This is a genomic window from Vibrio sp. 2130-1 (genome assembly GCF_033339515.1).
Map to the genome: position 1 here is coordinate 138,190 of NZ_JAWOUT010000002.1, position 25,227 is coordinate 163,416.

Consider the following 25,227-nt stretch of genomic DNA (forward strand, 5'->3'; position numbering starts at 1 on the left):
AGCGCCTCGTTAGCCAATGATGCTAACCAAAATTTGATTCGGTGAGTTGTCCGAGTGGCTGAAGGAGCACGCCTGGAAAGTGTGTATACGGCAACGTATCGAGAGTTCGAATCTCTCACTCACCGCCACATTCTATAAGCCCTTGTAGTGTAAGAACTTCTTATAATACAGGGGTTTGGTGTTTTAATGTAAGCTGCCTACTGGTACAAAGAGTAGGTACAATGTCGAACATCATGGCAAGTCCTTATAAGCATCCTCAGACTGGTGTTTACTACTTTAGAATGGCTGTCCCAAAAAAGCTGGTTCCTATAATCGGTAAGACAGTCTTCAAGAAATCTCTTCAAACGAAAAACCTTTCTGAAGCAAAGCAGCGATTTCCTCAGCATCTTGATGATGCGCTCAAGCAAATCGACTTCGCTAATTTAAAGCTATCTAATTCATCTGATATTGAGCTTAATGTCCGTGATTGCGCGATCATTGCCGAGCGTTGGTATCTGCGTGTCAAAGATGAGGTTGATGGTAATGGTAACTATGATTGCTATCTTCGATATGAATGGTATGGCGTTGAGGGCGATAAGCGTCTCCACGTATTCGGCTTATCTGACACATTTGAGTTTAGTGGTCTAGATGCGTCAAAAGCTACTGAAGAGGAATATCAAGAGCTTTTGGAAGGCTTGAAAGATTTCATTGAAGAACAGCTAAACATAGAAGGTTTAGTTGTATGTGAGACAAGCGCTTCATATAGACGTTTGGTTTACGCTTTTTACGATTACGCCCGTCGAGTTGAGTCTCTCTGTTTGGCTCGTCACAAGCGAGACTTTGGGTATGAGCCAGTGACCACTCCAATCGCTAGTGAGTCCCTTTCAGTGTCTAAGCCTGATAAGATACCGTCTAGGGCTTTGAAACCATCTCAGAACTCCATTTCGAGCCTATTGAAGCGTTACCTTGAGTCTGCATCTATTAATGGCAAAGCTTCTCAATCCTTGGCAGAGGTTGAGTCTCAGATAGAGCGTCTTATAGAGATAATAGGGGATCTAGATGTTGCTGATGTAACGAGAGGTCATATCTCAAAATACAAAGATACCCTGTTACAATTGCCTAAGTCTAAAGCTAAAGAGATTAGAAACAAATCAGTACCTGAGCAGCTTGAGCTTGTTAAAACAAAAGGGCTTGAGACAATATCTCCTTCAACCGTTAAGACTATTCTCAGAAAGACTTCTCCTGTATTTGGCTATGCTGTTGAGCTTGGTCTGATAGACGTCAACCCGTACAAAGGCGTAACACTTCCTAAAGTACAGAATAAGTCTGCGGTAGCGGAAGCTAAAGGTTTTACTCCTAGTGAGATCAATCAGTTATTTAAGCTAGATATATTCACTGATGTCACTGCTAGTAAGCCTTATGGCATGGCTTGTTATTGGGTGCCTCTTCTATGCAGGTATACGGGTTCTCGGATTGAAGAAATGGTTCAACTCAGAAGTTCAGATATACAACGATCAGACGAAGATATTCACTTTATTTATGTTCGTGAGGGTGAAGAGCAGAACGTAAAAAACGTTAAGTCTGTTCGACAAGTACCGATTCATGAGCACCTCATTGATTTAGGCTTTTTGGATTATGTGGCGTCCTGTGGAGAGTTTCTATTCCCTGAGCACAAGCCAAACAAACACGGTAAAAGGTCTGGTGCTATTGGTAAGTGGTGGAGTAAACAGGTCAAGACGGTAGGCATAACCAAGCAGCCATCACACTCGTTTAGGCACTCTTTGAGAACAGTTTTGCGTGGTCTAGGAGTGGTTGATTCTGTTAGTGATGCTATCACTGGTCACGCTCCGGCTAATATCGGTGCAGCATACGGTACGGTTGATATGAAGGCTAAGAAGAAAGCAATAGACTGTTTGCCTAGGTTGGCTGTCCCACGTCTTTGGTAGCTTTTAGTTAATGTATTTACACTGTTGTGTACACCTAAAGTCTCCCCACTGTTCACACGTGTACACTTTGGTCTTAAATAGCCCGTAGGCCTTGTGGTATAAGGCTTACGAGCTCGCAATGTTATTTCTAAAAGTCGTAGTTTTCGGTTACGTTAGGGGCTTTATTTCCACTATTTTTATCTTGAATACTCCCTTCGATAGTCCCAGCTTGTTCCAGCCACTTACTCCGTTGAGATATCGAGATACCTAATTGAGATCTCCTAGTGACCTTTCTTAAACCTTCCCTGAAGATATCCTCTCCAAAGAACTCAATGAGGCGGCTGATGCTATTTGAGACGTCTTTAATTTGCTTTTGCTCCCACTGCTCATCATCTTTGTCAGATATATTATCTTTGCCCTTAAAAGCATCTGAGAGGCGTCTAATCTTCGGAAACCCCTTAGAGTCCCAGCAGCTTTGGGGTAGGTAATAACGTGACTCCAAGCCAAACTGGAGGCCTTCAACAAAGCTCTCTAAGTCGTTCATCTCGATGTCAGTCCCTAATGCTTCTTTACAAGCTTTTAAGCCGTTAGCAATGTGTGCAGCCTGACCACGACTACATCCAACAAGCTCACATACTTGAGAGACGCTTAGGTCAAACTCTCGGTTAACAATTAGCTTGCGAAACTGAGCTTGCATTACTTCATCTTTAGTAACTCCAACCCCATGCGCTTGATTGACATCTTGGGCTGCTGAGAATGCCTCAGCGTAAGTACGGTTTTCTATGATCAACGAGTTAATCATCAATTCAGCATCGGGGTTTTCTTCAAGGTACTTCAAACAAGCTCCAGTGCGGTGGAAACCATCCACTACGTAATACTTATCATCAACCACAAAAACAGTGATAGGCTGCCTTATAGGCTGTCCATTACGAAGATCTTCAAGAATCTCCTTGCTTTGACTCTCTTGCTTAATCTCTTGCGCTGAACGTACTCGTTTGTCTTTTATGAGTTCAACGTCACGGGCTTGCATCGCGGGATCGAGTATGAGAGTTCGAGGGTCTAAATACGCAAATCTGCTATCTGCCATGAATTGATTCATAGTGTGTTATGTACCTGTAGGTCTATGACTGATTATTAATGTTTCTCTTTTTGGTTTGATTGGAACCCTAGGAGGGGGGGAGGGTTCGGGGTAATGCGAATCCATCACGATTGCACTGCCCAGCTATTTTTACACAATATGTGCGCTTGGTTTTTTGATTTTTACTTACTTGAGGTTTGTTGATAGAGCTCTTTGTACTGTTGAAAGAGAGACTCCTACTTGAGCTGCTATTTTCCTTAAAGACATTCCTTGTGAACGTAGCTCAGCGATACGCTGGTGGTTAGTTGTGTTAGTTGGTCTACCTTTATATTTCCCTGCTGCTTTAGCTTTCTCAATGCCTTCCTGACGTCTTTCCTGAATCATTGCTAACTCGAATTGAGCTACAGCTCCTAGCATGTTCAGCATGAGCTCAGACATATGATCGCTTCCACCAGCATTAAAGCTTAGGTTTTCCTTGTGGAATCTCACGCTAACACCTTGGTTAGTCCAGTCGTTTATTAGCTGCTTTAAATCAACCAAATTACGCGCTAGGCGGTCGATGCTATGAACGTGGATTGTATCTCCTTCTCGAACGTAGTCTTTAAGAGCTTCTAATGCTGGTCGTTTAGTTGAGCCACCACTGCATTTATCTGTAAAGCTCTTATCAAAGGTGATACCAGAATCTGTAAGTTGACGGTCTGTATTTTGGTTTGTGGTCGAAACACGTAGATAAGCTATGTGTGCCATTAGGTGTACCCGTTTAACTCTAAGATGTTAGAAATTTTATTGTGGTCACAATTCAAATTCAACCCTATTGGGTACTGTTTGATCAAGGTTTGACCGTAGTCGTTTGGGTATACCTAATGGGTATGTTGAGCAATATACACACAAGGCGTCTAGATATTACTCAATCAGTTCAGTGGGTTACTTACATAATTCAAATGATATGTAATAATCCGCCCCCCAAAAAAATTAATAACAACAGAGGCTGGAAATGAAAAAAGTACTATTGTCTATTGCTATCGCCGGTTCACTGCTGTCTACGGGTTGTGCTCAGCGTGTTGCGGATTTCACACTGGCATCGACCAAAAATGTCGACCTAAATGGCGGTGAATTTGTCAAAGGCCCTCGTGTAACTGGTGAGGATGCAAAGCCTATTATCATTGTTCCTTTAGGTGTTCCTAGCGTTAAAGAGGCTGCTGATAAAGCGATTGAAAATGATACATGTGCAGTAGGTCTAACAGACGTTACCGCTGATTCAGAGTTCTTTTCATTCCTTGTGGGTTTCATCTCATACAAGGTTGAGGGAGACTTAGTGATCGACAAGTCTAAATCTGGTTGTGAGAACTGGAGTAGTTAATTAGCTGCGATATCATGGGGAGTGTGTTGAGTACTCCCCAATATTTTTGTAAATGAACCTTAGCTTAACCAATCCCTCGTGGTGATTCTCTCCGCGTCCCATATTGATTCAACCACTTCACAACCATAGAGCAGAGTGTGCTCTTATAGTTCTTAATACCGCTTCGCCAAACTCCTGTAAGGATGAAGTCTTCTATCAGAATAGCCTTTCCGGTACGCATTATTATTCCACTTCTTATCTGAGCAATTTACTGTCCTGTTTATTTCTCTGTAGTTTTGTAACTCTATGAAAAAAAATTCTAAATTGTAAATTCAATAACCAGCGTTACGTATGTCTGAGTATCATTGTAGTGGTTGGTAGCTGCCCACTCACATCATGTTTACTGTAGGAGTCGATTTACCAAGTGTATTCCTGTTTGGAATCACGATTGAGAGTGTCTAGGAAAAGGTACAAAAAACTGGTACAAACAATGGAAGTTGTATATATTTAAGTGGTTGATTTTAAATGTTTTAAACTTGGTAGCTAGCAATCGAGAGTTCGAATCTCTCACTCACCGCCACATTCTAAAAGGTCTGATTTATCAGGCCTTTTTTCGTATCTACACTAAAGTAATGCGTCATTGAAAGTACACAAGAGTGCTCAAGGTGCAAGCGCCATTCTATCTACAAGCCAACTATTCACATCTCACCTCGATACAACGCCAAAATTGAAGATGCTATACAGAGGCAGCCATAATCTGATTGGTGCGGGTTAGCCTATCCGCTTTAATCTAGAATTTAGCACCCATATCACATGAGGTATGAATACGGCCATAAGAATGAACGTAGCACTACTAGATGCTAAGCAAAACAGCCATGAACACGAATACAACAGCAATCATACCAAAGAGATCTGTGTTTGGATTGAGGTCATCAGGGTTAAATTTTTCAATGCTTTGCGTCGTTTTGCATCTTATCTTCATGTTCTTGTCCTTATTTCATGTACGATTTCAACAGCAACATAACATGCAATTGAGTGTTCACAAGTCATAAAAAGCATAAGTATACTTGCACCTCATTGAGCGCAAAAAATACTCAAAGCGTTTTAAAGTGGCGGTCTACCTTCTGTAACATCAAATATTCTTTCTGTTTTTGTGCCTGTATCGCTATAGTTGAGAAACGGTTATCTCGTTCTAGTTAGGAACAAACTACTGGCTGCCGCTACATTCTCTCAGCGTTCCCACTCAGTCGCCTTGGGTAGATACTTTAGTCGTTGAGTACTGCAAAAAAAACGCCGCATGAGCAGCGGCGCTTTGTTGAGGAATTCCCTTTCCTACTTGTAGCTAAGTTCTGTCGCTTTGCCTTTGAAGATCCGGTATACCACAAAGGTGTAAAGCAATATCACCGGCATAACAATCATCACACCGTAGCCCACGATTATTAACGTCGCAGGCGAGGAGGCGGCTTCTTTTGCGGTCATTAATCCCGGCACAACTTCTGGGAAGAAGCTATACGCAAGCCCGAGAAAGCTCAACGCGAAAATGACAGTGACACCAAAGAAAGGCCAGCGCACACCCAGATCATTCACCATTGGAACCTGACGCAAATAGCGATCAACTAGGAAGATGGTTGCCAATACAATTAACGGAACTGGGGCAAGCAACAAGATTTCTGGGAAGCTGAACCAACGCAAGGCAACTTGTTGATTTACAATCGGGTTTACAACGCTAACCACCAAAATTCCTAAGGCCGCTAACCAACCAGCACGGCGAGACCAACGGGCCGAGCGTATTTGCAAATCACCTTCCGTTTTTAGTACTAACCATGCGCCACCGATGTAAACGTACGCCGCCGCTACACAAAGTGCGCTTAACCAAGCAAAGCCAAATGCTTCGGTTGATTGTTCAAATCCCATGATGTAACGACCCACCATGTAACCCTGAGTTAGTGCGGTGATTAGCGAGCCAATTCGGAAGCACCAATCCCAATGAGGCTTATGATCCGAGTTGGCTTTGGCTCGGAAGTCGAATGCCACGCCACGCATGATCAGTGCGATAAGCATGATGGCGGTCGGCATATAAAGCTCCGTCAAGATCAAGCTATGAGCAGTAGGAAAGGCAATCAGCAGAATACCGACGGCTAACACCAACCACGTTTCATTCGCGTCCCAGAAAGGGCCGATAGATGCTATCATTCGGTCACGTTGCGCTTCATTATCACTTGGCAACAGGATACCGACGCCAAGGTCGTAGCCGTCGAGCACGGCATACATAAAGACCGAGAAGCCAAGCAGCAGAAGGTAAATTTCTGGTAGATAGTCGAGCATGATTAGGCCTCTTGTTGTGTCAGTGGGACTTCATGGGCTGCAACGTCTTTGCGCGCCAAATAGAACAGGGTATGGATGTACGCAACCAGCAATGCAGCGTAAATGGCTAAGTACATAATGAGCGAAGTCATCACGCTACTGCTCGCAACCGTGGTGACGGCTTCTGATGTACGCAATACACCGCTGACCAACCAAGGCTGTCGGCCAATCTCAGTAACATACCACCCCGCCAGTGTGGCTATCCAACCAGAGAACGTCATGGCTAATACCGTGTACAGGTAAGGTTTAGGTAGCGATTTTTTACGTGCTAGCTTCACCGCGCCATACCAACTAACCAGCAGCATAAGGACACCTACACCAACCATCACGCGGAAACCAAAGAACAAGGGCTTCACTGGCGGGTGGTCAGGCGCAAACTCGTTAAGTCCCTGGATTTCCCCGTCTAAGTCATGCGTAAGAATCAAACTCGCCAACTTAGGGATGCCCACTTCAAAATCATTGCTGCGAGTTTCTTCATTTGGCATCGCAAATAGTAGAAGAGGCGCGCCTTGCTCGGTCTCCCACACACCTTCCATCGCTGCAATTTTTGCAGGTTGATGTTCAAGCGTGTTTAACCCGTGAAGGTCACCGACAAAGATTTGTACCGGGATGAACCCAGCCGCCGCGAACAGCGCGACTTTTAGGCCAAGTTTGGCTGAGCGGTGATCTGACTTTTTCATTATTTGATAAGCCGAGATACCTGCAATCAAGAAGCTGGCAGTCAGCGCCGATGCTAATAGCGTGTGTAGAAGACGGTACGTTAAAGAAGGATTGAAAATAACTTCCTTCCAACTGGTTACATGCACAATACCGTCAATTACTTCATAGCCGCTTGGTGTGTGCATCCAGCTGTTAAGCACCAGAATCCAAAATGCGGACATACTTGTCCCTACAGCAACCAGAACGGTGGCGAGAGTATGAACCCACTCCGGTACTCGTCCTCGTCCAAAAAGCATCACGCCAAGGAAGGTGGCTTCCATAAAGAAGGCGGTCATCACTTCGTACCCGAGCAATGGTCCAGCTACGTTTCCGACTCGTTCCATAAAGCCTGGCCAGTTGGTACCAAACTGGAAGCTCATCGTAATGCCGGATACCACGCCTAAGGCGAAAGTAAGAGCGAATATCTTGACCCAGAAGTAATAAACATCGAGCCATACGGGGGCTTGTGTGCGGTTATATCGCCACTTGAAAAACACCAACATCCATGCCAACGCGATGGTGATGGTCGGGAAGAGAATGTGAAAGCTGATATTGGCCGCGAACTGGATCCGCGACAGCATGAGGGTATCTAACATCTTGGTTCCTCAAAAACGTGCCATACTAAAAATCGTGTCTATCTGTAATTTAGTTACGAAAAGTCGGGCAGTTTGGATTCATGTATCGAGAAATACAGGTGATTCTGTTTTCTTCTAACCATGATTTATATCAACTAAGGGAAAGAAAGGAGTGTAGGAAATTGTCTCAAAATGCCACTAATAGTCGCGAGAAGTGAGTAAAAGAAAGCAAATGTAACTGAAGGAGCATGGATTAAGATTAGTTCGAATTATCCTTATGATGGTTTCGATAATCCTGAAATAAAATTACAGAAACAATATTTTTAGTAAGGAAATTTGCCTTGCCTTCACTTTGAACCTCCATACTATTTATACACTAGTCATGTCGAGATCGTCTCAAACACAGCAAACTTACTGGCAGTTAAGGTGGGAAACTTTAGCTAATTGATAAACTTAAAATTGCACTGCTAATGACATGTGCATCATAAGTTCGTTAGCACTCGACCAGAAGTGCGATAGGCTACATTTTTATACTAGCGAACGATTTGGCGCTAGGTAATTCGGTTTTCACTAGATCAACAAGTCGACTGCGGACCATTTTCGATTCCTGATGAGTTTCAATCCAAACTGACACTTACTTTTCAGCAAGTGTGCTAGTGTCTTTCTTGTTATTTATTAAATAATTAATAAATACCGATCTGGTAAAGAGAGTTGTGGACAGCTATCTCGAGCAGTAGACTGGCGCTAGCCAGAGAGTCTGACTTTGAGGGGGGCATTCTACATGAACTTTGGATTCTGCCACCGCAAAGCTGATATTGAATTTGATGGAGATGGATAATGAACGACAGTTGGGCTAATTTCTTTCCTTACTTTGCTGGAGCTTTTAAGCTTATTGTATTAGGGATAGGAGCCTACTTAGCCATTAAATGGCATTTTGACGAAGAGCGAAGGGTAAGAGAAGCGGAAGGTGTAGTGTTTGATAACCCAAGTCTCATGAAAAAGTTTGCGAAGACGCTAACTCTGCCATTCCTTTTGTGTCTTCTAGTTCTTCTTGTTATATATGCTACCAACTGGTTCATGTACTGACGGCTTTATTGTTTGTTGTAGTAAAGTTGAATGCTGCCACCTCTGAGAGTCGAGCCGTAGTTGAAGTTAACGCCTATGCCGAAATTGTCCAACCAATCAAAGGGCTTTGGTGCATAAAATAGCCATCCTATAGAAGCTTCGTAGTAATGCGGACTTCCAAGTTCGTCGCTTAAATCATGCGAAAGGTCGACTCTTTTAATCCCAGTAAATAAAGCTTGCTCACCGTGATAAATATTGTAGTAACCGGTGATTTCATTAGATAGGTACCAACCTTTAGGGTTGCCTATATTGCCGTTATTTGCGCTTCCCCAGCTGTGCCCAATGAATGAATTCAATGTCGAACTGGCATGCCATTTCCCCCAACTTGTGGGAGACGTGTATTTGGCTTTAATGGATGGTTGAACTATTGCCGCCCATGCTGAAACGTTAACGGCACGGCCGTCTAGGATTCTTCCAATGATGGATGAAAGTTTATTATCGGTAGAGAATGAGTTTTTATAACGCATAAGGTGAGTCGTCGTTCTGGTGCTAAGGGTGACGTTTTCACTTGCTTTGTATAGATACCCATAACCAATCGATGCACCGTATGTCCTTTCCTTGAGAAGATCCTTACTTGTGCCGAATAGTTTGAGATCATTCTCTGTTTGTATCGTAAATGCCTTAAACGACAGCTCATGTAAGTCCTCGCTGCCCTCTATGTCAAAGTTAGTCGTGTAAGGGAGAACATATACGGATTTGCTTCGACGTTCATTGATTGACTCGTCAGTCCCGAACTCTGGGTTGGCGGTATCAAATAATGCATTCGGATCAAAGTCGCCAATACCAAACGCAATTGCGTCAGTGTCGGACAGCAAAACCGCGATAGAAAAACGTTGTTGGAGAAGGTTGCTAATTTCCTTATCTAGTGGATCCGCTTGAGCTGTGTTAGGAAGAGAGAGTAGGAGAGCGAGCGAAACGACTCGCCACTCCACTGAGGCGAAGTTGGGTTGGAACATTTTGGCTCTTTCAAATGGTTCATGCATGGAGTTTTTGGACGTACCGGTACGCTAACATTAGTTTAATCGTTGAATGGTCGGTGTAACTTTGAGAAATCTATGTTTTCTCATATTGATATGAAAAAGTTCCTTAAACGAGTTTAGCTTCAATGTGTATGCTGCACCAGATTTGTTTAGCAACATCATTCTTTTCTGAAGATGTAGCAAGACTTTGTGACTAGGTTGCATTATTTTCTTTAATGCGTCTCTTGAGAGGAAAATAGCAAACTTTTTTATTGCCTTGGCGCTCAAGAAAATCTGAATCGTTCACTGTGCTACTGGTTAACTTCGAAAACTTGTAAGCATCCTGTCTGCCAACATCACGACTAACATCATCAAGGAGTACCCTTAAATACGTCAGATAAACAATGGTTTTTTTGAGCTTTAGAAGAAATGTTCGGACCTTTGCATATTCCGCGGTGGTGCTCAATCCAAGAACTGTGTTTTGTATGTGTTCTCAGTAAATCATTGAGTCGATCTATTCTTCAAAATGTGGTCCCTTTTAATTCACTTTCTGTTACATATTTTTCGTTTTGAAAGAGCATTTTAATTTGCATCTTTTGAAAAGATCTCTTTGTTAAATTTTGTATAAAATCAACTAATTGTTGAAATTAGAACCCTTGTCAAAAAGTCATTAGATTTCATGTTGAATAGCCTCTTTTACCTAATAGTATACTCTATTTGTTTGATATAATTTCCGGCAGTTTGTATACCATAAATAAAGAGAGTCTATTCATGTTCCAGAACTTAACGATCAAGCAGAAGATAGTGATCCCGCTGTCATTGATTATTGGATTGTTTATTGTGAGCTCTGTATTAAACGTTATGACAAGTTGGAAGCAATCTGAATTGAGTGAGACACTCAACGAAGAGATCGTGCCGAACTTATTAACGATTGAGGATGCTTATCGCGATCTTTACCAAGCAACATCTGCAATCCAAGGTGTTGCACTTTCTGATACTCAAAACGATATTGATCATCACATCGGTGAATACAAAGACAACGCCTACAAAGCACTGCCACGTATGGAACAAATGATTGAGCTATCACAAGCCGGTGTGATGCCTTCTACACATGGTAATGAAGTTCGAACGCTTGTCTCTTTGGGTGAAAAGTGGTTAGCAAGTTATGAGGCGATGCTACGTTTACCTCAATCTCAATGGCGTGGTTACTACAATGAGCACAAACATACCTTTGAAGACCAATTTATCGAGGTTAGAGCGCAGCTTAACGTTGTAAAAGATGCAATAGAAGAAAAGCAAAGCCAATTGAAGGACGAAATATCAGCGGCTGCAACAAGAGCAGAACTCATTCTTGAGGCTGGCATTGTGATTGTTATTTTTGCCGCTATCGCGATGGCTTTTTTGTTGTTACAAACGGTTGTGAAGCCTATCAATGATATTAAAAATGCGATGACAGAAATTGCGTCCGGTGAAGGTGATCTAAGTCAGCGAATCGATGTAAAAACACAAGACGAAATTGGCAATTTAGCAGACGCATTTAACCAGTTTGTGTCCAAAATTCAAATGACAGTCGCTCAGGTAATTGAAAGCTCAAATACCTTACGTAACGAAATGGCAAATCTTAGCTCGTTGACCACGACCATCGCGAACTCGACCGTTTCTCAGCAAAAAGATAGCGAGGCGGTAGCGGCGGCAGTGCATGAAATGCAAGTCACCAGCAGAAATGTAAGCGATAGCGCTAACGAAGCTGCGGTTGCGAGCCAAACAGCGAATGATGAACTTACCAATACCAATGTTATTTTGGATCAAACGGTTAGCTCAATTCGTAGCCTCGCAAGTGAAATCGAAAGCGCAAGCCACGTCATTAACACATTGGATCATGATGTGAGTAACATTGCGTCCGTACTGGATGTAATTCGTGGTATTGCCGAGCAAACAAACTTATTAGCGCTTAACGCAGCCATTGAAGCGGCTCGCGCTGGAGAGCAAGGGCGAGGCTTTGCTGTGGTAGCGGACGAGGTTCGTTCTTTAGCCAGTCGTACGCAACAGAGTACGGGAGAAATCCAAACCATGATTGAAAAGCTACAATCTGGTGCAGGACAAGCTGTAGAAGTGATGCGCGGTAGCCAAAATAGCAGTGATGAAACGATCAAGTCCGCTGGCCGAGCGAGTGAATCCCTTTCTGAAATCTTGAACGCGATTTCACGTATGAACGAGATGAATACACACATTGCAACGGCTGCGAGCCAGCAAAGTACAGTAAGTGACGAAGTAAATAGCAACGTACAAGGCATTGCAGACAGTAGCACTTCAATTGTGGAAATCGTAAACCAAGCGCAAGCTTCTTTAGCCATGTTGTCAGAGCAAACTCAACGTTTAGATCATCAGGTCAGTCAGTTCAAAGTATAAGCTTGAGAACAGCAATCTCACTGACGAAATAACCCGCTTCTTAGCGGGTTATTTTTTAGATAAGTGGCGAACCTGACTTGTGAAATTTCGACTATATTTACATTCCTTTCTCACTTTAGTTCGTATACCAGAGTGGGCAAATAACCCTAGACAGCGGTAACAAACTCTGTACAGCGTGATGATGTTTTTATCATCACTTTTGCTGCTTTTTAACCATTGCAATTGCACACAGGAAAATGTGATTTCCAACCCAAAATCTTCAAATTTGAGAACTTCATAACACCTTTACCATAAACGTTTTTCGTAAGCGTATAGAACTGTAAATTTTGTTGTATGTACAACACTGGGTATTTATCATCCTAATTAATTTGTTCTGGATATACATCCGTTAGTCATTATTAAGTCATTCTAGAAGCTTTTAATAAGGAATCTTGAAGGCTTGTCGGTAGATAAGAGAGAAAAATTCATGAGACGTAAAACCACGCTATCTCTGCTGATTGCGTCGAGCCTTTTTGTGGTTGGATGTCAACCTAGCGAAGAAGGATCGAGCCAAGGTGGTGGTCCTGCGCCCGCAACCGAAGTAGAAGTGTTAACAGTGCAGCCAACGCGCCAAGCATTGACAGTAGAGTTGCCGGGTCGTAGCCGAGCATTCAAAGAAGCAGAAGTTCGTCCGCAAGTTACTGGCATTATTTCGGAACGAAATTTTGTTGAAGGTGGATTTGTTGAACAAGGACAGTCGCTATATCAAATTGATGATTCGTCATTTCAGGCGGATTTGCTGAGCGCTGAAGCGGAATTAATCCGTGCGCAAGCTGCGGCAGAGTCGACCTATGCCACGGTGAAGCGTTACAGAACCTTGATCACCAAAAAATCCATCAGCCAACAAGACTTGGATGAAGCAGAAGCGGCATACAAAGAAGCGAAAGCGCAGGTCCTAGTCGCAAAAGCCAAGATCAACACAGCAAAAATCAACTTAGATTATACGCAAGTCAAAGCTCCGATTAGCGGGGTGATCGGTAAATCGAGTGTGACAGCGGGTGCGTTGGTTACGGCTAACCAAGCTGCCAAATTAGCGACCATTCAGCAGCTTGACCCTATCAATGTTGATATTGTGCAATCATCCGCGCAACTGCTGCGTTTGAAAGCATCACTCTCCCAAGGCCATATGCAAGAAGATGACTCTGCGCAAGTTACATTGATGCTTGAAGATGGCAGCACTTACGAACACAAAGGCACAATGAAATTTACTGAGGTCAATGTGAACGAAAGTACGGGCAGCGTGACGCTTCGTGCCGAATTCCCAAACCCTGACGGTTTGTTGCTACCTGGAATGTTTGTTCGTGCGACGGTCATTACTGGTGTCGACCCTGATGCGATTCTAATACCACAAAATACGGTATCTCGTGATGCGACAGGTAAAGCGACAGTGATGACGGTTAATGGCGAGAACAAAGTGGAAGCGAAACCAGTGAAGACTGCTGAAGCGATCAATAGCCAATGGCGCATTATTGATGGTTTGAACGCGGGTGATAAAGTCATTACCGCCGGTTTACAAAAGGTAGGGCCAGGCAGTTCGGTAACTATCCAAAACGGTGAACAGGAGTAATCATGGCACGATTTTTTATCGATCGTCCGGTATTTGCTTGGGTTCTCGCGATTCTAACGATGTTGGCGGGGGTAATGTCATTATTCAATTTACCCGTCTCGCAATACCCAACGATTTCACCGACGACGATCACCATCAGTGCTCGCTATCCAGGTGCATCAGCAAAAACCGTTGAAGACTCGGTAACGCAAGTTATCGAGCAAAACATGACGGGATTAGATTACCTTCGCTACCTATCATCGAGCAGTGATGCATTTGGTAATGCGACAATTACCCTGACGTTTGATAGCGAAGCTGATCCTGATATCGCGCAAGTACAGGTGCAGAACAAACTGCAATTGGCATTGACTTCATTGCCGATGGAGGTACAAAACCAAGGTATTGTCGTCAATAAATCCAATACGGCATTTCTCATGGTTGTCGCAGTTTATTCTGAAGATCCTGACTTTACAGAAAACGATATCGGCGACTTTGTTGTAACGAATATTCAAGACCCGATAAGTCGTGTAACTGGCGTAGGACAAGTGCAGGCGTTTGGTGCGCAGTATGCGATGCGAGTTTGGCTGGATCCATTTAAGCTTACGCAGTTCAACTTGACCGCAATCGATGTAGCGAACGCGATCAGTGAACAGAACGCGCAAGTTTCTTCAGGTCAACTGGGTGCGGCACCTGCGCAGGAAGGTCAGTTGTTGAATGCTACGATTTCTTCTGCAAGTCGTTTGAGCAGTGTAGAAGAGTTCCAAGACATCATTCTTAAGTCCGACGCCAGTGGTTCGAATGTTTATTTGAAAGATGTAGCTCGCGTTGAGCGTGGTGCAGAAAGTTATGATATTCGAGGCCAATATAATGGCTTCCCAGCGTCGGGGTTAGGTATTTCATTAGGTACTGGCGCAAACGCGCTTGAGACAGCCAATGCGGTAAAAGAGCGCTTAGAACAACTGAGTGCAACGTTCCCAGAAGGGTTGCAGATTGCGTACCCATTTGAAACAACGCCATTCGTCAAAGCCTCGATTCAAGAAGTGGTTAAAACGCTATTAGAAGCTATTCTTCTTGTGTTCTTAATCATGTACCTGTTCTTGCAGAACTTCCGTGCGACGATCATTCCAACGATCGCAGTGCCTGTCGTATTGCTCGGAACCTTCGCTATTTTGTACGCGACTGGATTTAGCGTAAACACGTTAACCATGTTCGCGATGGTTCTGGCTATCGGTTTGCTGGTGGATGATGCCATCGTTGTGGTAGAAAACGTCGAGCGTGTGATGCATGAAGATGGTTTAGAGCCCAAAGAAGCGACCAAAAAATCGATGGGACAGATTACTGGTGCCCTGATTGGTGTCGGTTTGACGCTTTCAGCGGTATTCGTCCCTATGGCGTTTATGTCTGGTTCTACCGGGGTTATTTACCGTCAGTTTTCAATAACTATTGTGGCGGCTATGACGCTTTCCGTTTTGGTTGCGATAATTCTGACTCCAGCATTGTGTGCTACGTTGCTGAAAAAAGGCGATGCTGAGCTTCTAGAGAAGAAAGGCTTCTTTGGCTGGTTTAACCGCAAGTTTGATGCGATGACAGCAGGCTATGAAACCGGCGTTGCCAAACTTCTAAAACGCACAGGTCGCATGTTGGTTGTATTTTTGGCAATGAGTGCAGGTGCTGGCTGGTTATTTATGAACCTTCCAACGTCATTTTTGCCAGATGAAGACCAAGGCACAGTATTCTCAATGGCTATTTTGCCGCCTAACTCAACACAAGAACAGACGGAAAAAACACTTGAGAAAATGCGTGACTTTTACCTAGTAGACGAAAAAGACAATGTAAAGTCTGTCTTCTCCGTTGCTGGATTTAGTTTCGCAGGCCAAGGCCAAAACATGGGGATGGCATTTATCGGTCTGAAAGATTGGTCTGAGCGTGAAGCGCCTGGCGCCGATGCCGCTTCCATTACTGGTCGAGCGATGGGGTACTTCTCTACCATTAAAGAAGCTTTGGTGTTTGCGTTCGCCCCTCCAGCGATTCAAGAGCTAGGTAACTCGACAGGTTTCGATTTCTATCTCCAAGACTCGTTGAATAAAGGGCACGATGCATTAGTTGCGGCTCAAGGGCAACTTCTGGGCATGGCAGCACAAAACCCGAAACTTGTCGGTGTTCGTCCAAACGGTCAGGCAGATGCGCCAATGTACAAAGTGAACATTGACCACGTCAAACTTCGTGCTTTGGATGTCAGTATCAATGACGTAAACCAAATCCTGTCAGCTGCATGGGGCGGGGCTTACATTAACGATTATATTGACCGCGGTCGTGTGAAGAAAGTGATGGTGCAAAGTGATGCGGAATACCGCATGCAGCCAAAAGACTTCGATTCATGGTACGTACGCAACGCTAAAGGAGAGATGGTGCCTTTCTCTGCTTTTGCGAGTGGCGAGTGGACCTATGGGTCTCCTCTTTTGCAGCGCTTTGATGGTTTGCCAGCAATGAATATTCAAGGCGGTGCAGCTCCTGGTGTAAGTACTGGTGAAGCCATGGAAGAAATTGAAGCAATGGTAGAAAAGCTACCGGAAGGCTTCACGGTGAACTGGAATGGTATTTCGTATGAAGAGCGCCTTTCCGGAAACCAAGCGCCAATGCTATATGCGCTATCTATCCTCGTCGTATTCTTAGTTCTTGCCGCTTTGTATGAAAGTTGGTCAGTACCTTTCGCCGTGGTGTTAGTTGTTCCTCTTGGTGTGCTTGGTGCTGTGCTTGCGGTAATGACGCGCAGTATGGATAACGATGTGTTCTTCCAGGTGAGCTTATTAACGACGGTCGGCTTGGCAACCAAAAACGCCATTCTGATTGTTGAGTTTGCAAAGGACTACTATGAGAAAGGCGCTGGGCTTATCGAAGCAACCTTACATGCTGTTCGCGTTCGTCTGCGCCCAATTATCATGACATCGCTTGCTTTTGGTTTGGGTGTGGTACCACTTGCTATCAGCTCAGGTGTGGGATCGGCAGGTCAAAACGCAGTGGGTACCGGCGTACTTGGTGGCATGATCAGTGCCACGATATTGGGTATATTCTTCGTCCCAATCTTCTTTGTAGTGGTTGAGCGATTGTTTGATCGACGTGCGAGAAAAGAGTCTGAGGCAGAGTTGTCTGAGACCAGCACTAAACCCACTCAGCAAAGCGAGTAGGACTTGGTTGTGTTAACTGAGTTATACTAGTGATAATAAACACAATAAAAGGGCGCTTCGGCGCTCTTTATTTTATGTTTTCACTTGGTGGTTACCGTCTATGACGCGAGCCTGAAAGACGGCGTGTTGTGTGCAGTATCAGCACAGCCTTTTCGGCCGAATGAAAGCCTAAAGAAGAAAAACGACGATGAAAGATCAGAAAATTTCCCCAATTTCCGTTTTGGATCAAAGTCCTATGTTTGTTTGTGGTGTGATGCAGCGCATGTACCGCAATCGTGCCCAAGCTGAGCTCTCTCGGCAAAATTTGATGACACTAGAAATGGCAAGTGCACTGGCCGCTTTAGAAGAATTTCAGCCTATGAGCCAGCAAGCGTTAGCTGATGCGGTTCGAACTGAGCGAAGTGTAGCAAAGCGGATGGTGGACAATCTGGAAAAGAGAGGGTTTGTTCAAGTTTCTAAAAGTAAATCGAATCAGCGCCTTAAAATGCTAAGCATGACAAAAGAGGGGGCAAATGCTTTAAAGCAAGTTCATCAAATCATGACGAATTTACAGAAAGAGTTTTTTTCTTGTTTGTCGGAATCTGAAGCGAGTGAATTTTTTCGTCTGGTAAGAAAGCTCACTTTTGCGAATCACGACCAGTAACTGACATCAATGCCGTTTAGCGTCTTTATTTTATCGCGGACCAATTATATTAAGCTGTAGAACTTAAGAAATAGGATGCCCAACGTACAGGTCACGGTAGAAAGCACCGTAGTGAGTGCGATGATATTTGCAGCTAACGTGGCATTGCCTCCCATGGAACGCGCCATGACATAGCTGGCAGCAGCGACTGGAGAGGCGTTCATAAAGAAAAGAATACCTAGCTCAATTCCTCGAAATCCTACTAAGTAAGCTCCCATGGTGATGATGACTGGCGCTACGATGAGCTTGTAACTGCTCGCAAACCAAGATGGACCTTTCTCTTTTCTCATCAAGCTAAAGTCAAGTGAGCCACCTGTACACAACAGCGCCAAAGGCAATGTCATTTTGGACAAGTAGTCTCCTGCGTCAATAACCACATTCGGTACTGGAATAGCGAGTAAATAAAAAGTCATTCCTAGAACAATGGAGATTATAAGCGGATTCCTAGTCAGTGTTCGGCTCATCATCTTTGCTGCTTGCGAGGCAGACGTTGCCCCCTTGGGCGATAAGCAAATGACCGCTTGGACGTTATAAATAAATGTGGTGACCGCGACATAGAGCGCTGCTAGCGCCACACCTTGAGAACCATACGCATTGGCAACGTAAGCGATACCAATAATACCTGTATTTGCTCGGAACCCACCTTGGATGAGAACGCCTTGGTCAGGCGATGCTTTGAACAGAAGTTTGACGGAAAGGTAGGTGAAAATGAAAAACGAAATACTAGCGATGACGCCGAAATTGACGAATCCACTTGCCGCGGAAAAGTCGTGTTCTGAAGCCACAATGCTGACAAATAACATTGCAGGCAAGGTAACTTGAAACACCAGTTTAGAGCCTACTTCGATAAAATTATCGTTGATTAGACCAAAGCGCTTAAAAAGAACGCCAAGTACCAACATCAAACAGATAGGTCCGGTTATCGACAAAGAGAATTGCAACTGATGTAAAACAGCTTCCATGTAAGTATCCGCAGCAAAAGAAAAAAGTGTTCCTGTTGCCTATTAAGCCACAAACCCGGAGGGTAGGACAGTAACGTGATGAAATTTTCTTCTGTTGTAGGTTCCGGAGTCATTTACACTCCAAGTTATGGACGAGGTCCCAATTTAACAAAGCGGTACTGGTCCTACGTGCGATATGTTGGTTAACTCGTTGTCGTGATGCATCCACATGCGTATTAGATGTGAGGGCTGGTCATCGTAGTTATGGATAGGAGTTCATCAATGAAAAGGAAACACAACAAAACTGTACTGTGTGCGTTTGTCTCTGGTTCGGTATTTGGTGCGGTTTTGGTCATTGCGATGTCTTTACCAATGTAATCCTATTAATTGGCTGTTGGAACACTCACACTAATTCAGTACAAAACAGATTGAGTTCTGCGGTATGTGCTGTTAGTTTAAAAAACATGAAAATACACGTTCGCCCTTCATTAACAACCTTCTCTTGGTGGCGCTCTAAATAGAGCGGCGCGGAATACTTACATTCTTAAGCTGCTGGATGGTAGCTAAGAGTGTTTGATCTTTTTATCTCCAGTAGCGATCTATTAAATACTTGGAGACAAATATGAATACCCATAAAAACACATCTCAGCGTGAAATTATACTTACCGGAGATCGAGCAACAGGTCCATTACACCTAGGGCACTATATTGGTTCATTGAAACAACGAGTCAAATTGCAAACGGAGCACGAGCAAACAATCTTGGTCGCGGACATGCAAGGGTTGACGGATAACGCGCATAATCCATCAAAGGTATCCTCTAATATTCTCAATGTCGTTGCAGATTATTTGGCTGTTGGTATCAACCCCGCTCAAACTACGATCACGTTGCAGTCTCAAATTCCAGCGTTAGCCGAGTTGACAATGTATTACAGTAATCTAGTTTCTATCGCACGATTAGAGCGAAACCCTACGGTTAAAAATGAGATTCAGAGTAAAGGTTTTGAACGCTCTATTCCCGCAGGCTTTTTAACGTATCCAATTTCTCAAGCTGCTGATATTACGGGGTTTCATGCGACGCTAGTACCAGTGGGTGATGACCAACTGCCAATGTTAGAGCAAACTAATGAAATCGTAAGAAAAATAAACCATCTGGGTGGAAAAGAGGTTCTTAGAGAATGCCGTCCATTACTTAGCGATGCACCTCGTTTGCCGAGTACTGACGGTAAAAATAAGATGTCTAAAAGCATGGGGAACGCAATCAACTTAGGGGCCTCCGAAAAGGAGATTTCCGCGGCAGTGAAATCTATGTATACCGATCCCAATCATCTGAAAATTGAGGACCCTGGCCAAGTCGAAGGGAATATTGTATTCATCTACCTCGATGCTTTTCATCCTGATAAAAATTATGTCGAACAGCTAAAAGACCATTATCGACGAGGTGGGTTAGGTGATGGTTTGACCAAGAAAGTGTTAGAAGAATGCTTACAAGAGATGCTTCGCCCTATTCGAGAAAAGCGCGCTATGTATTTGAATGATAAAGCGCAGCTGATTGATATTTTAAAACAAGGTAGTGAGCGTTCTCGCGAGAAAACCGAAAAAGTGCTATTTGATGTGAAAGATGTATTTGGTTTAAATTTATTCTGAATTAAAAGTAGAGAGTTGAACATAAGGCACGACGGCTGGTTAGCAACGTGCCTTTTTAAGTTCCCAGTCAGTCAAAGCGCATTATTAAGAAGAAAAAAATTCACGACGAAAATCCGCGACTTCTTGTTGGTAATAGCTTTGCCATTCCGGTTCTGACAAATGTGAATGGCTAGAGGCTCTTTGCGTTCTTAGTTTGGACTCAAGTTGCTGTAATGCTTGTTGATAATCTTTGACTCGTTTTTTTTGCTCTGTAATTTGCTGCTGACGAGCATGAATGTTTTTACTTTCTTCTTTCGTTAAGTAAGTTCGTTCTAGCTCTGCGATGAGCGCCAAGCGATCTGGTAGGCTTATACTATTAGGAATCAGGGTGACCGCACGCTCATATTTTTCCTGGTCGCTTGTTAGCCCGATCGCACCTGCATGTTCTTGCCAGTCAATGGTGAGTTGCTTGAAAGCTCGCAAAAAGTTATCTGGGCTTTGAGTGTCCAGCTTTTGGGCTTCTAAGTTGAAATCGTACAGCGCGAACTCATCCGCGAAAACAACATCAGCCAATTCTCCCCAGATGCTTCTTGCTTCGTTCTTCAGCTGTGCAATACGCGACGCCAGTGATTGTTGCTCATCAAATAACAAATTTCCTACACTCTCTTGCCATTGGCTGCTGAGCTGAGGGTAGTTCGCCAAAAGCTGGAATCGAGCTGAAGATAAATGCGCCTCAAACAAGGCGACCTGCTCTTCACAACTACGGTTCAACATACACTCTTGCCAAAACGTCTCAAGTTGGGCGACAAGTTTCCTGCCTTTGAGTTGAGTTAATCGCTCAGTCGTTATTTGAACTGTGGAAGGGAGCTTAGTTGTTTGTGGTGAAGTATCCGTATCGGGCACGATGCTATTTGTTTGTGGTGATGTACTTGAGACACTCTTATTTTTTGTCTTAGGGGAAGGAGAGGAAGCGAGCTCTTCTTTTTGAACATCGTGATTGAAAGTTAAAAATATCATGCCCGCCATAATGGCGGACATGATTATCAAAGCGATTTTCTTCATGGCTTGATTGTTGCGCTTACTGGGAAATGGTCAGAAAGGTTGTAGTGTTTCCATAAACTCTCTGCGGTTGTGCGCGGCACGTCTACACGGTTGTCATTGAATGATTTCACCCCGTATTCACTACTCACCATAACATAGTCAAGGTATTCCACGTTTTCGCCACCTGATAACGCTTCACCTGCAAAGTTATTGATACGGGGATCAAAGGTTGACTCCGTGTAACCAGAGTAGTGAGGTTCGATGGCGCTTAAGTTAGCGATCATTTGTTGGTAGTCACCAGGGAACTTTCTTTTGTTTACGTTAAAGTCGCCGCTGTATACCACAGTTTCGCTTGAAGGAATTTTAAGAGATTGGGCGAGTGCGCGGATTTGTTTGAACTGGCGCTGACGATACTCACGGGCGGTGTCTGTATCGAAAGATGCGGTATGGGTAGCAAACACATGGTAAGCCTGACCACCTTTAATTATTTCCGCATAATTTACGCCTTTATCGGCAAAGCAGTCTGTACCAGAGCAATCGGGAAAGACATATTGCGCTTCGTTCACGATAGGGTAGCGACTAACTATGATTACGCCACCATCATGAATATTAACGCCTTCTTTATCTAACATCTTTGTTTGGTAAGGATATTCCTTGGCTAACTCACGTAAGAATGCTTCACGGCCGCTGGCAAACACCTCTTGCAGCGCCAAAACATCGTAACCTTTTACATGTTGAGGAATCAGTTCGTAACGATCTCCAATGTGCGATGCAATAGCCGTCAACGCCCAGATGTTATAAGTCATCAACTTAAGGTTTTGTTCTTCGTTGTCGACAGACTCCGCTACCTTGCTTGGCGTGATGGTGTAGTAAAGATCATCATATCGAGCGGTACTGTCTGACTTAAATGCCAGTTCGGTTTCTCTCGCACCAAAAGCGTTAGTGTTGGCACGATGACTGTTACGATCATCTTTGAGTGATAACTCGACATCGGCTGCGGACAAGCCGTATTCAATGGTCGAATTGTACCAATGGCCTTCCATTATTTGATTGAGTGTTATGCTTTCACCTTCGGGGCTAGAAACCACCGTTTCAAAACGGTAAGTTTGATTTGATTTCACGCCCTCCCAGCGGTTGAAGCTTAATACAGATTTAGTTTCCCACGGACCAAGTACCTGCACATGTTGTTGCCACTCTTCTCCGTATTGAAGCAAATCACTGCCTTCATGTTTTACTTGAATAGTTAACGGTTGATCAGAGTTATTCGTTAGGTAAACGTCGGTATCTGCAATGCAGGGTAACGCTATCAAGCTACTTAATAAAAGGCTCCACTGCGAAAATTTCATCTTATTTTTCCATCATTTGAACTAGAGCAATCATTCTTGTTTATAAATGTTACTTGCACGTTAAATATGGATGACATCTAAGCCAGCGCTGAAAATTGTTATCAGAATGTGATCTTTATTCAATGGTTAGGATGGGGGTATTGAGTGTGTGGCCGTTGAAGCGGTGGAAAAATAATACCAACAGTCAACGAATTGCATTCACTGCAATCAAGCTGTCATCTTTGCTCTATAAGTTGTGCGGCGTCATTCATCTAGCCATATGGCTAGAACTCAAATTGATAGATGGAGCACCATGGCTAGAGCAGTAAATCCAACCGATGAAACCATCATTAAATTGTTACAAGAGCAAGGTCTGATTAGAAGTGAAGCAGAAGCGCGTTTAAAGAAAGAGGTGTACCGCTTGCAGCCTAATGAGATAGCAAAAGTAAAAAATTATGCCCAGCATTTTGGGATAAACGCGAAAGAAAAGCTCATCGATGAGATCTTGGATCTGCGCCGAGAAGCGCTCATGAAAAGATGTAGACACAATACGGAGCATACGAGCCTATCTCTAAAATAGCTTGTGATAAAACTATCAATTACTGGTCAAGATTTGATCTCTCAAGCCGATGTATATAAGAGCGTTCAATGATATCGAGCGCAAAAAACAGTGTGTTTTAGAGGTTAAGCTTTCACTTAAGTGAGAGGTTTGGAAAGGCTGCGGGGAGAAAGTGCATGCGTATTAAAGACTTAAGTGTCGTAAAGAAAATATCGGTTAGTTATTTAACCGTTTTTGCCGTGTTTGGTTTAGTGTCAGTAATGTTGGTGCAAGGTTTGTTAACACTGAATAAAGACATCTCAGTGTTAACAGATAAAAGTTTACCTTCTGTTGCGATTTTGAAAGGTATCCAAGTTGATATTACTAAAGTGCGTAAAGATGAGTTCTCTTTATTGCCAAACGCAAATCACCCCAAAATTGGTGAGTGGTTAAAAGGCCTCGACCAATGGCGTTCTGATGTGCAGGCTGGTATTGCAGAATACGAAAAGCTCGACCTTAATAAGCGTGAAACGCAGTCTTTTAGCGTTTTTAAAGAAACTTGGAATCAATACATCAAAGAAACGAAGACTTACAACGCACTGCTAAGCCAAGGTGATGCTGAAAGTGCAAATGATGTAATTTTATCAAGTTTCGATACCTACTCAAAAGCGTTGAGCAGCTTGGATGATACCCTCGCGTTGAACGATGAGTTGGTGAATTTGATTGGTGAAGAAGTACAAAGTGAAGCGGCATTTACACAATACAGCGCTGCTGTTGGTGCGCTCGTCGTCGCATTGGTCATGGTAATGTCTGCCATGTTGCTTTCTCGAGTCATTTGCGGGCCTGTTGATCGAGCATTGGAATTCGCTTCCAAAATCGCCAAGGGTCAATTGAATAATCAAATCGACGAAAGTGAATTGAGCAAAGACGAGTTAGGAACGTTGCTCAAAGAGCTTGTCGGTATGCAAACAAACTTACATTCGTTGGTTTCTGAGATTAATGACTCAACGATTCAGCTAACGGCAGCAGTAGAGGAAGTGAGTGCTATTTCTTCTCAGACCGCCTCTGGTATGCAAAATCAACAAATTGAACTTAGCTCGGTGGCTTCTGCGATGACAGAGATGCAAGCTGCTGTAAGTGAAGTGGCACAAAATACCGAAGTTGGCGCAACCTCTGCTTATTCGGCTGCGGAAGTGGCAAAGCAAGGAACGGCGACGTTACAACAAACTATCGCAGTAATTGAGCGTGTATCACATACGATCCAAGAATCAGATGAACTAGCACGTGAGCTTGAATCGAGCTCAAACAATATCAATGTGGTCGTCGATGTGATCCGCGGGATTGCCGAGCAAACAAACTTGTTAGCACTGAACGCCGCAATTGAAGCCGCTCGGGCTGGTGAACAAGGACGTGGGTTTGCTGTTGTGGCAGATGAGGTTCGTTCTCTGGCGCAACGCACTCAAGACTCCACTTCACAAATTGTGGAAATTGTTAATCAGCTACAAGAGAGCAGCAGTAAAATAGGGCATTCAAGCCGTGATTGTCAGGAGGGTATTTCTCAGTGTGTTGAGCAAGTTAATGATGCTGATAGCCAGATAAAAGAAATTGAACATTCTGTCGATAACATAGCGCAAATGAGCACACAAATCGCAACGGCGTGCAGTGAGCAGAATTCTGTATCCGAAGAGCTGAATCGCAGCGTGGAGCATATTAATAGTGCTTCAACAGAGATGGCTGAGGGAGCTTCACAAACGGCTGTGGCTTGTCAGCAGATTAGTAGCCTAGCGCACAACTTGAAAACTCGAATGGGTTCATTCCAGCTCTAGTTGTTGTGTTTCAGCTTTATTCCTAACC

19 protein-coding genes and 2 tRNA genes are annotated in these 25,227 nt (G+C 43.8%); 12 read left to right on the forward strand and 9 right to left on the reverse strand.

Annotated features, from left to right (window positions below):
- The first annotated feature begins 40 nt into the window (after positions 1-40).
- Both R7Q09_RS03200 and R7Q09_RS03205 read left to right on the forward strand, forming a co-directional pair.
- A tRNA-Ser gene (locus tag R7Q09_RS03200) sits at positions 41-128 on the forward strand.
- A gap of 93 nt (positions 129-221) precedes the next feature.
- Positions 222-1,925: a site-specific integrase gene (locus R7Q09_RS03205; RefSeq protein WP_025789108.1), complete on the forward strand. Its 1,704-nt coding sequence runs from the start codon at positions 222-224 to the stop codon at positions 1,923-1,925.
- 127 nt (positions 1,926-2,052) lie between these two features.
- Here the strand turns inward: R7Q09_RS03205 and R7Q09_RS03210 are convergent, their stop codons facing one another.
- Positions 2,053-2,991, reverse strand: a complete 939-nt coding sequence (locus tag R7Q09_RS03210) for a hypothetical protein (RefSeq protein ID WP_318070498.1) — start codon at positions 2,989-2,991, stop codon at positions 2,053-2,055.
- Between the two features lie 177 nt (positions 2,992-3,168).
- The gene (locus R7Q09_RS03215) at positions 3,169-3,729 is read right to left on the reverse strand and encodes a recombinase family protein (RefSeq protein ID WP_025789109.1); all 561 of its coding nucleotides are present in this window, start codon (positions 3,727-3,729) and stop codon (positions 3,169-3,171) included.
- A gap of 247 nt (positions 3,730-3,976) precedes the next feature.
- On the opposite strand from R7Q09_RS03215, the gene R7Q09_RS03220 reads away from it, so the two are divergent.
- Together R7Q09_RS03220 and R7Q09_RS03225 are read left to right on the forward strand one after the other, a co-directional pair.
- Positions 3,977-4,342: a hypothetical protein gene (locus R7Q09_RS03220; RefSeq protein WP_029848594.1), complete on the forward strand. Its 366-nt coding sequence runs from the start codon at positions 3,977-3,979 to the stop codon at positions 4,340-4,342.
- 484 nt (positions 4,343-4,826) lie between these two features.
- Positions 4,827-4,901 (forward strand) — tRNA-OTHER (locus R7Q09_RS03225).
- A 273-nt stretch (positions 4,902-5,174) separates the two neighbouring features.
- Here R7Q09_RS03225 and R7Q09_RS03230 read toward each other — a convergent pair.
- The 3 genes from R7Q09_RS03230 to R7Q09_RS03240 form a co-directional block, all read right to left on the reverse strand.
- On the reverse strand, positions 5,175-5,303 hold the full coding sequence (locus tag R7Q09_RS03230) for a hypothetical protein (RefSeq protein ID WP_017635045.1): 129 nt from the start codon (positions 5,301-5,303) through the stop codon (positions 5,175-5,177).
- A 350-nt stretch (positions 5,304-5,653) separates the two neighbouring features.
- The gene (locus R7Q09_RS03235; RefSeq protein ID WP_318070499.1) at positions 5,654-6,646 is read right to left on the reverse strand and encodes a cytochrome d ubiquinol oxidase subunit II; all 993 of its coding nucleotides are present in this window, start codon (positions 6,644-6,646) and stop codon (positions 5,654-5,656) included.
- 2 nt (positions 6,647-6,648) lie between these two features.
- Entirely contained in the window at positions 6,649-7,980 is a 1,332-nt protein-coding gene (locus R7Q09_RS03240; RefSeq protein WP_318070500.1) for a cytochrome ubiquinol oxidase subunit I, read from the reverse strand.
- Positions 7,981-8,796: 816 nt separating this feature from the next.
- Here R7Q09_RS03240 and R7Q09_RS03245 point away from each other — a divergent pair.
- Entirely contained in the window at positions 8,797-9,045 is a 249-nt protein-coding gene (locus R7Q09_RS03245; protein WP_064368010.1) for a hypothetical protein, read from the forward strand.
- A 5-nt stretch (positions 9,046-9,050) separates the two neighbouring features.
- Here R7Q09_RS03245 and R7Q09_RS03250 read toward each other — a convergent pair whose 3' ends face one another.
- Positions 9,051-10,040 (reverse strand): Solitary outer membrane autotransporter beta-barrel domain, encoded by a 990-nt coding sequence (locus R7Q09_RS03250; RefSeq protein WP_025766900.1) that lies wholly within the window; start codon positions 10,038-10,040, stop codon positions 9,051-9,053.
- A gap of 774 nt (positions 10,041-10,814) precedes the next feature.
- Between R7Q09_RS03250 and R7Q09_RS03255 the strand changes: the two genes are divergently transcribed.
- The 4 genes from R7Q09_RS03255 to R7Q09_RS03270 all read left to right on the forward strand — a co-directional run bounded on the left by R7Q09_RS03255 (position 10,815) and on the right by R7Q09_RS03270 (position 17,865).
- Complete coding sequence (locus R7Q09_RS03255; protein ID WP_318070501.1) at positions 10,815-12,452, forward strand: methyl-accepting chemotaxis protein; 1,638 nt, start codon at positions 10,815-10,817, stop codon at positions 12,450-12,452.
- A gap of 466 nt (positions 12,453-12,918) precedes the next feature.
- Positions 12,919-14,058, forward strand: a complete 1,140-nt coding sequence (locus R7Q09_RS03260) for an efflux RND transporter periplasmic adaptor subunit (RefSeq protein WP_053349487.1) — start codon at positions 12,919-12,921, stop codon at positions 14,056-14,058.
- A gap of 2 nt (positions 14,059-14,060) precedes the next feature.
- Positions 14,061-17,222, forward strand: coding sequence for an efflux RND transporter permease subunit (locus tag R7Q09_RS03265; protein WP_005378264.1), 3,162 nt, complete (start codon positions 14,061-14,063; stop codon positions 17,220-17,222).
- Between the two features lie 187 nt (positions 17,223-17,409).
- Positions 17,410-17,865, forward strand: a complete 456-nt coding sequence (locus tag R7Q09_RS03270; protein WP_017635039.1) for a MarR family winged helix-turn-helix transcriptional regulator — start codon at positions 17,410-17,412, stop codon at positions 17,863-17,865.
- A gap of 44 nt (positions 17,866-17,909) precedes the next feature.
- Here R7Q09_RS03270 and R7Q09_RS03275 read toward each other — a convergent pair whose 3' ends face one another.
- Positions 17,910-18,866 (reverse strand): AEC family transporter, encoded by a 957-nt coding sequence (locus tag R7Q09_RS03275; protein WP_318070502.1) that lies wholly within the window; start codon positions 18,864-18,866, stop codon positions 17,910-17,912.
- Positions 18,867-19,467: 601 nt separating this feature from the next.
- Here R7Q09_RS03275 and trpS point away from each other — a divergent pair.
- On the forward strand, positions 19,468-20,490 hold the full coding sequence (trpS, locus tag R7Q09_RS03280) for a tryptophan--tRNA ligase (RefSeq protein WP_137281842.1): 1,023 nt from the start codon (positions 19,468-19,470) through the stop codon (positions 20,488-20,490).
- Positions 20,491-20,574: 84 nt separating this feature from the next.
- On the opposite strand, the gene R7Q09_RS03285 is transcribed toward trpS, so the two are convergent.
- Positions 20,575-21,531, reverse strand: coding sequence for an ATP-dependent dsDNA exonuclease (locus R7Q09_RS03285; RefSeq protein ID WP_253656958.1), 957 nt, complete (start codon positions 21,529-21,531; stop codon positions 20,575-20,577).
- The gene (locus tag R7Q09_RS03290; RefSeq protein WP_318070503.1) at positions 21,528-22,856 is read right to left on the reverse strand and encodes a sphingomyelin phosphodiesterase; all 1,329 of its coding nucleotides are present in this window, start codon (positions 22,854-22,856) and stop codon (positions 21,528-21,530) included. Before R7Q09_RS03290 ends, R7Q09_RS03285 begins: the two co-directional genes overlap by 4 nt.
- A 292-nt stretch (positions 22,857-23,148) precedes the next feature.
- Between R7Q09_RS03290 and R7Q09_RS03295 the strand changes: the two genes are divergently transcribed.
- Entirely contained in the window at positions 23,149-23,415 is a 267-nt protein-coding gene (locus R7Q09_RS03295; RefSeq protein WP_005388970.1) for a hypothetical protein, read from the forward strand.
- Positions 23,416-23,570: 155 nt separating this feature from the next.
- On the forward strand, positions 23,571-25,199 hold the full coding sequence (locus tag R7Q09_RS03300) for a methyl-accepting chemotaxis protein (protein ID WP_047100808.1): 1,629 nt from the start codon (positions 23,571-23,573) through the stop codon (positions 25,197-25,199).
- The last annotated feature ends 28 nt before the right edge of the window (positions 25,200-25,227 follow it).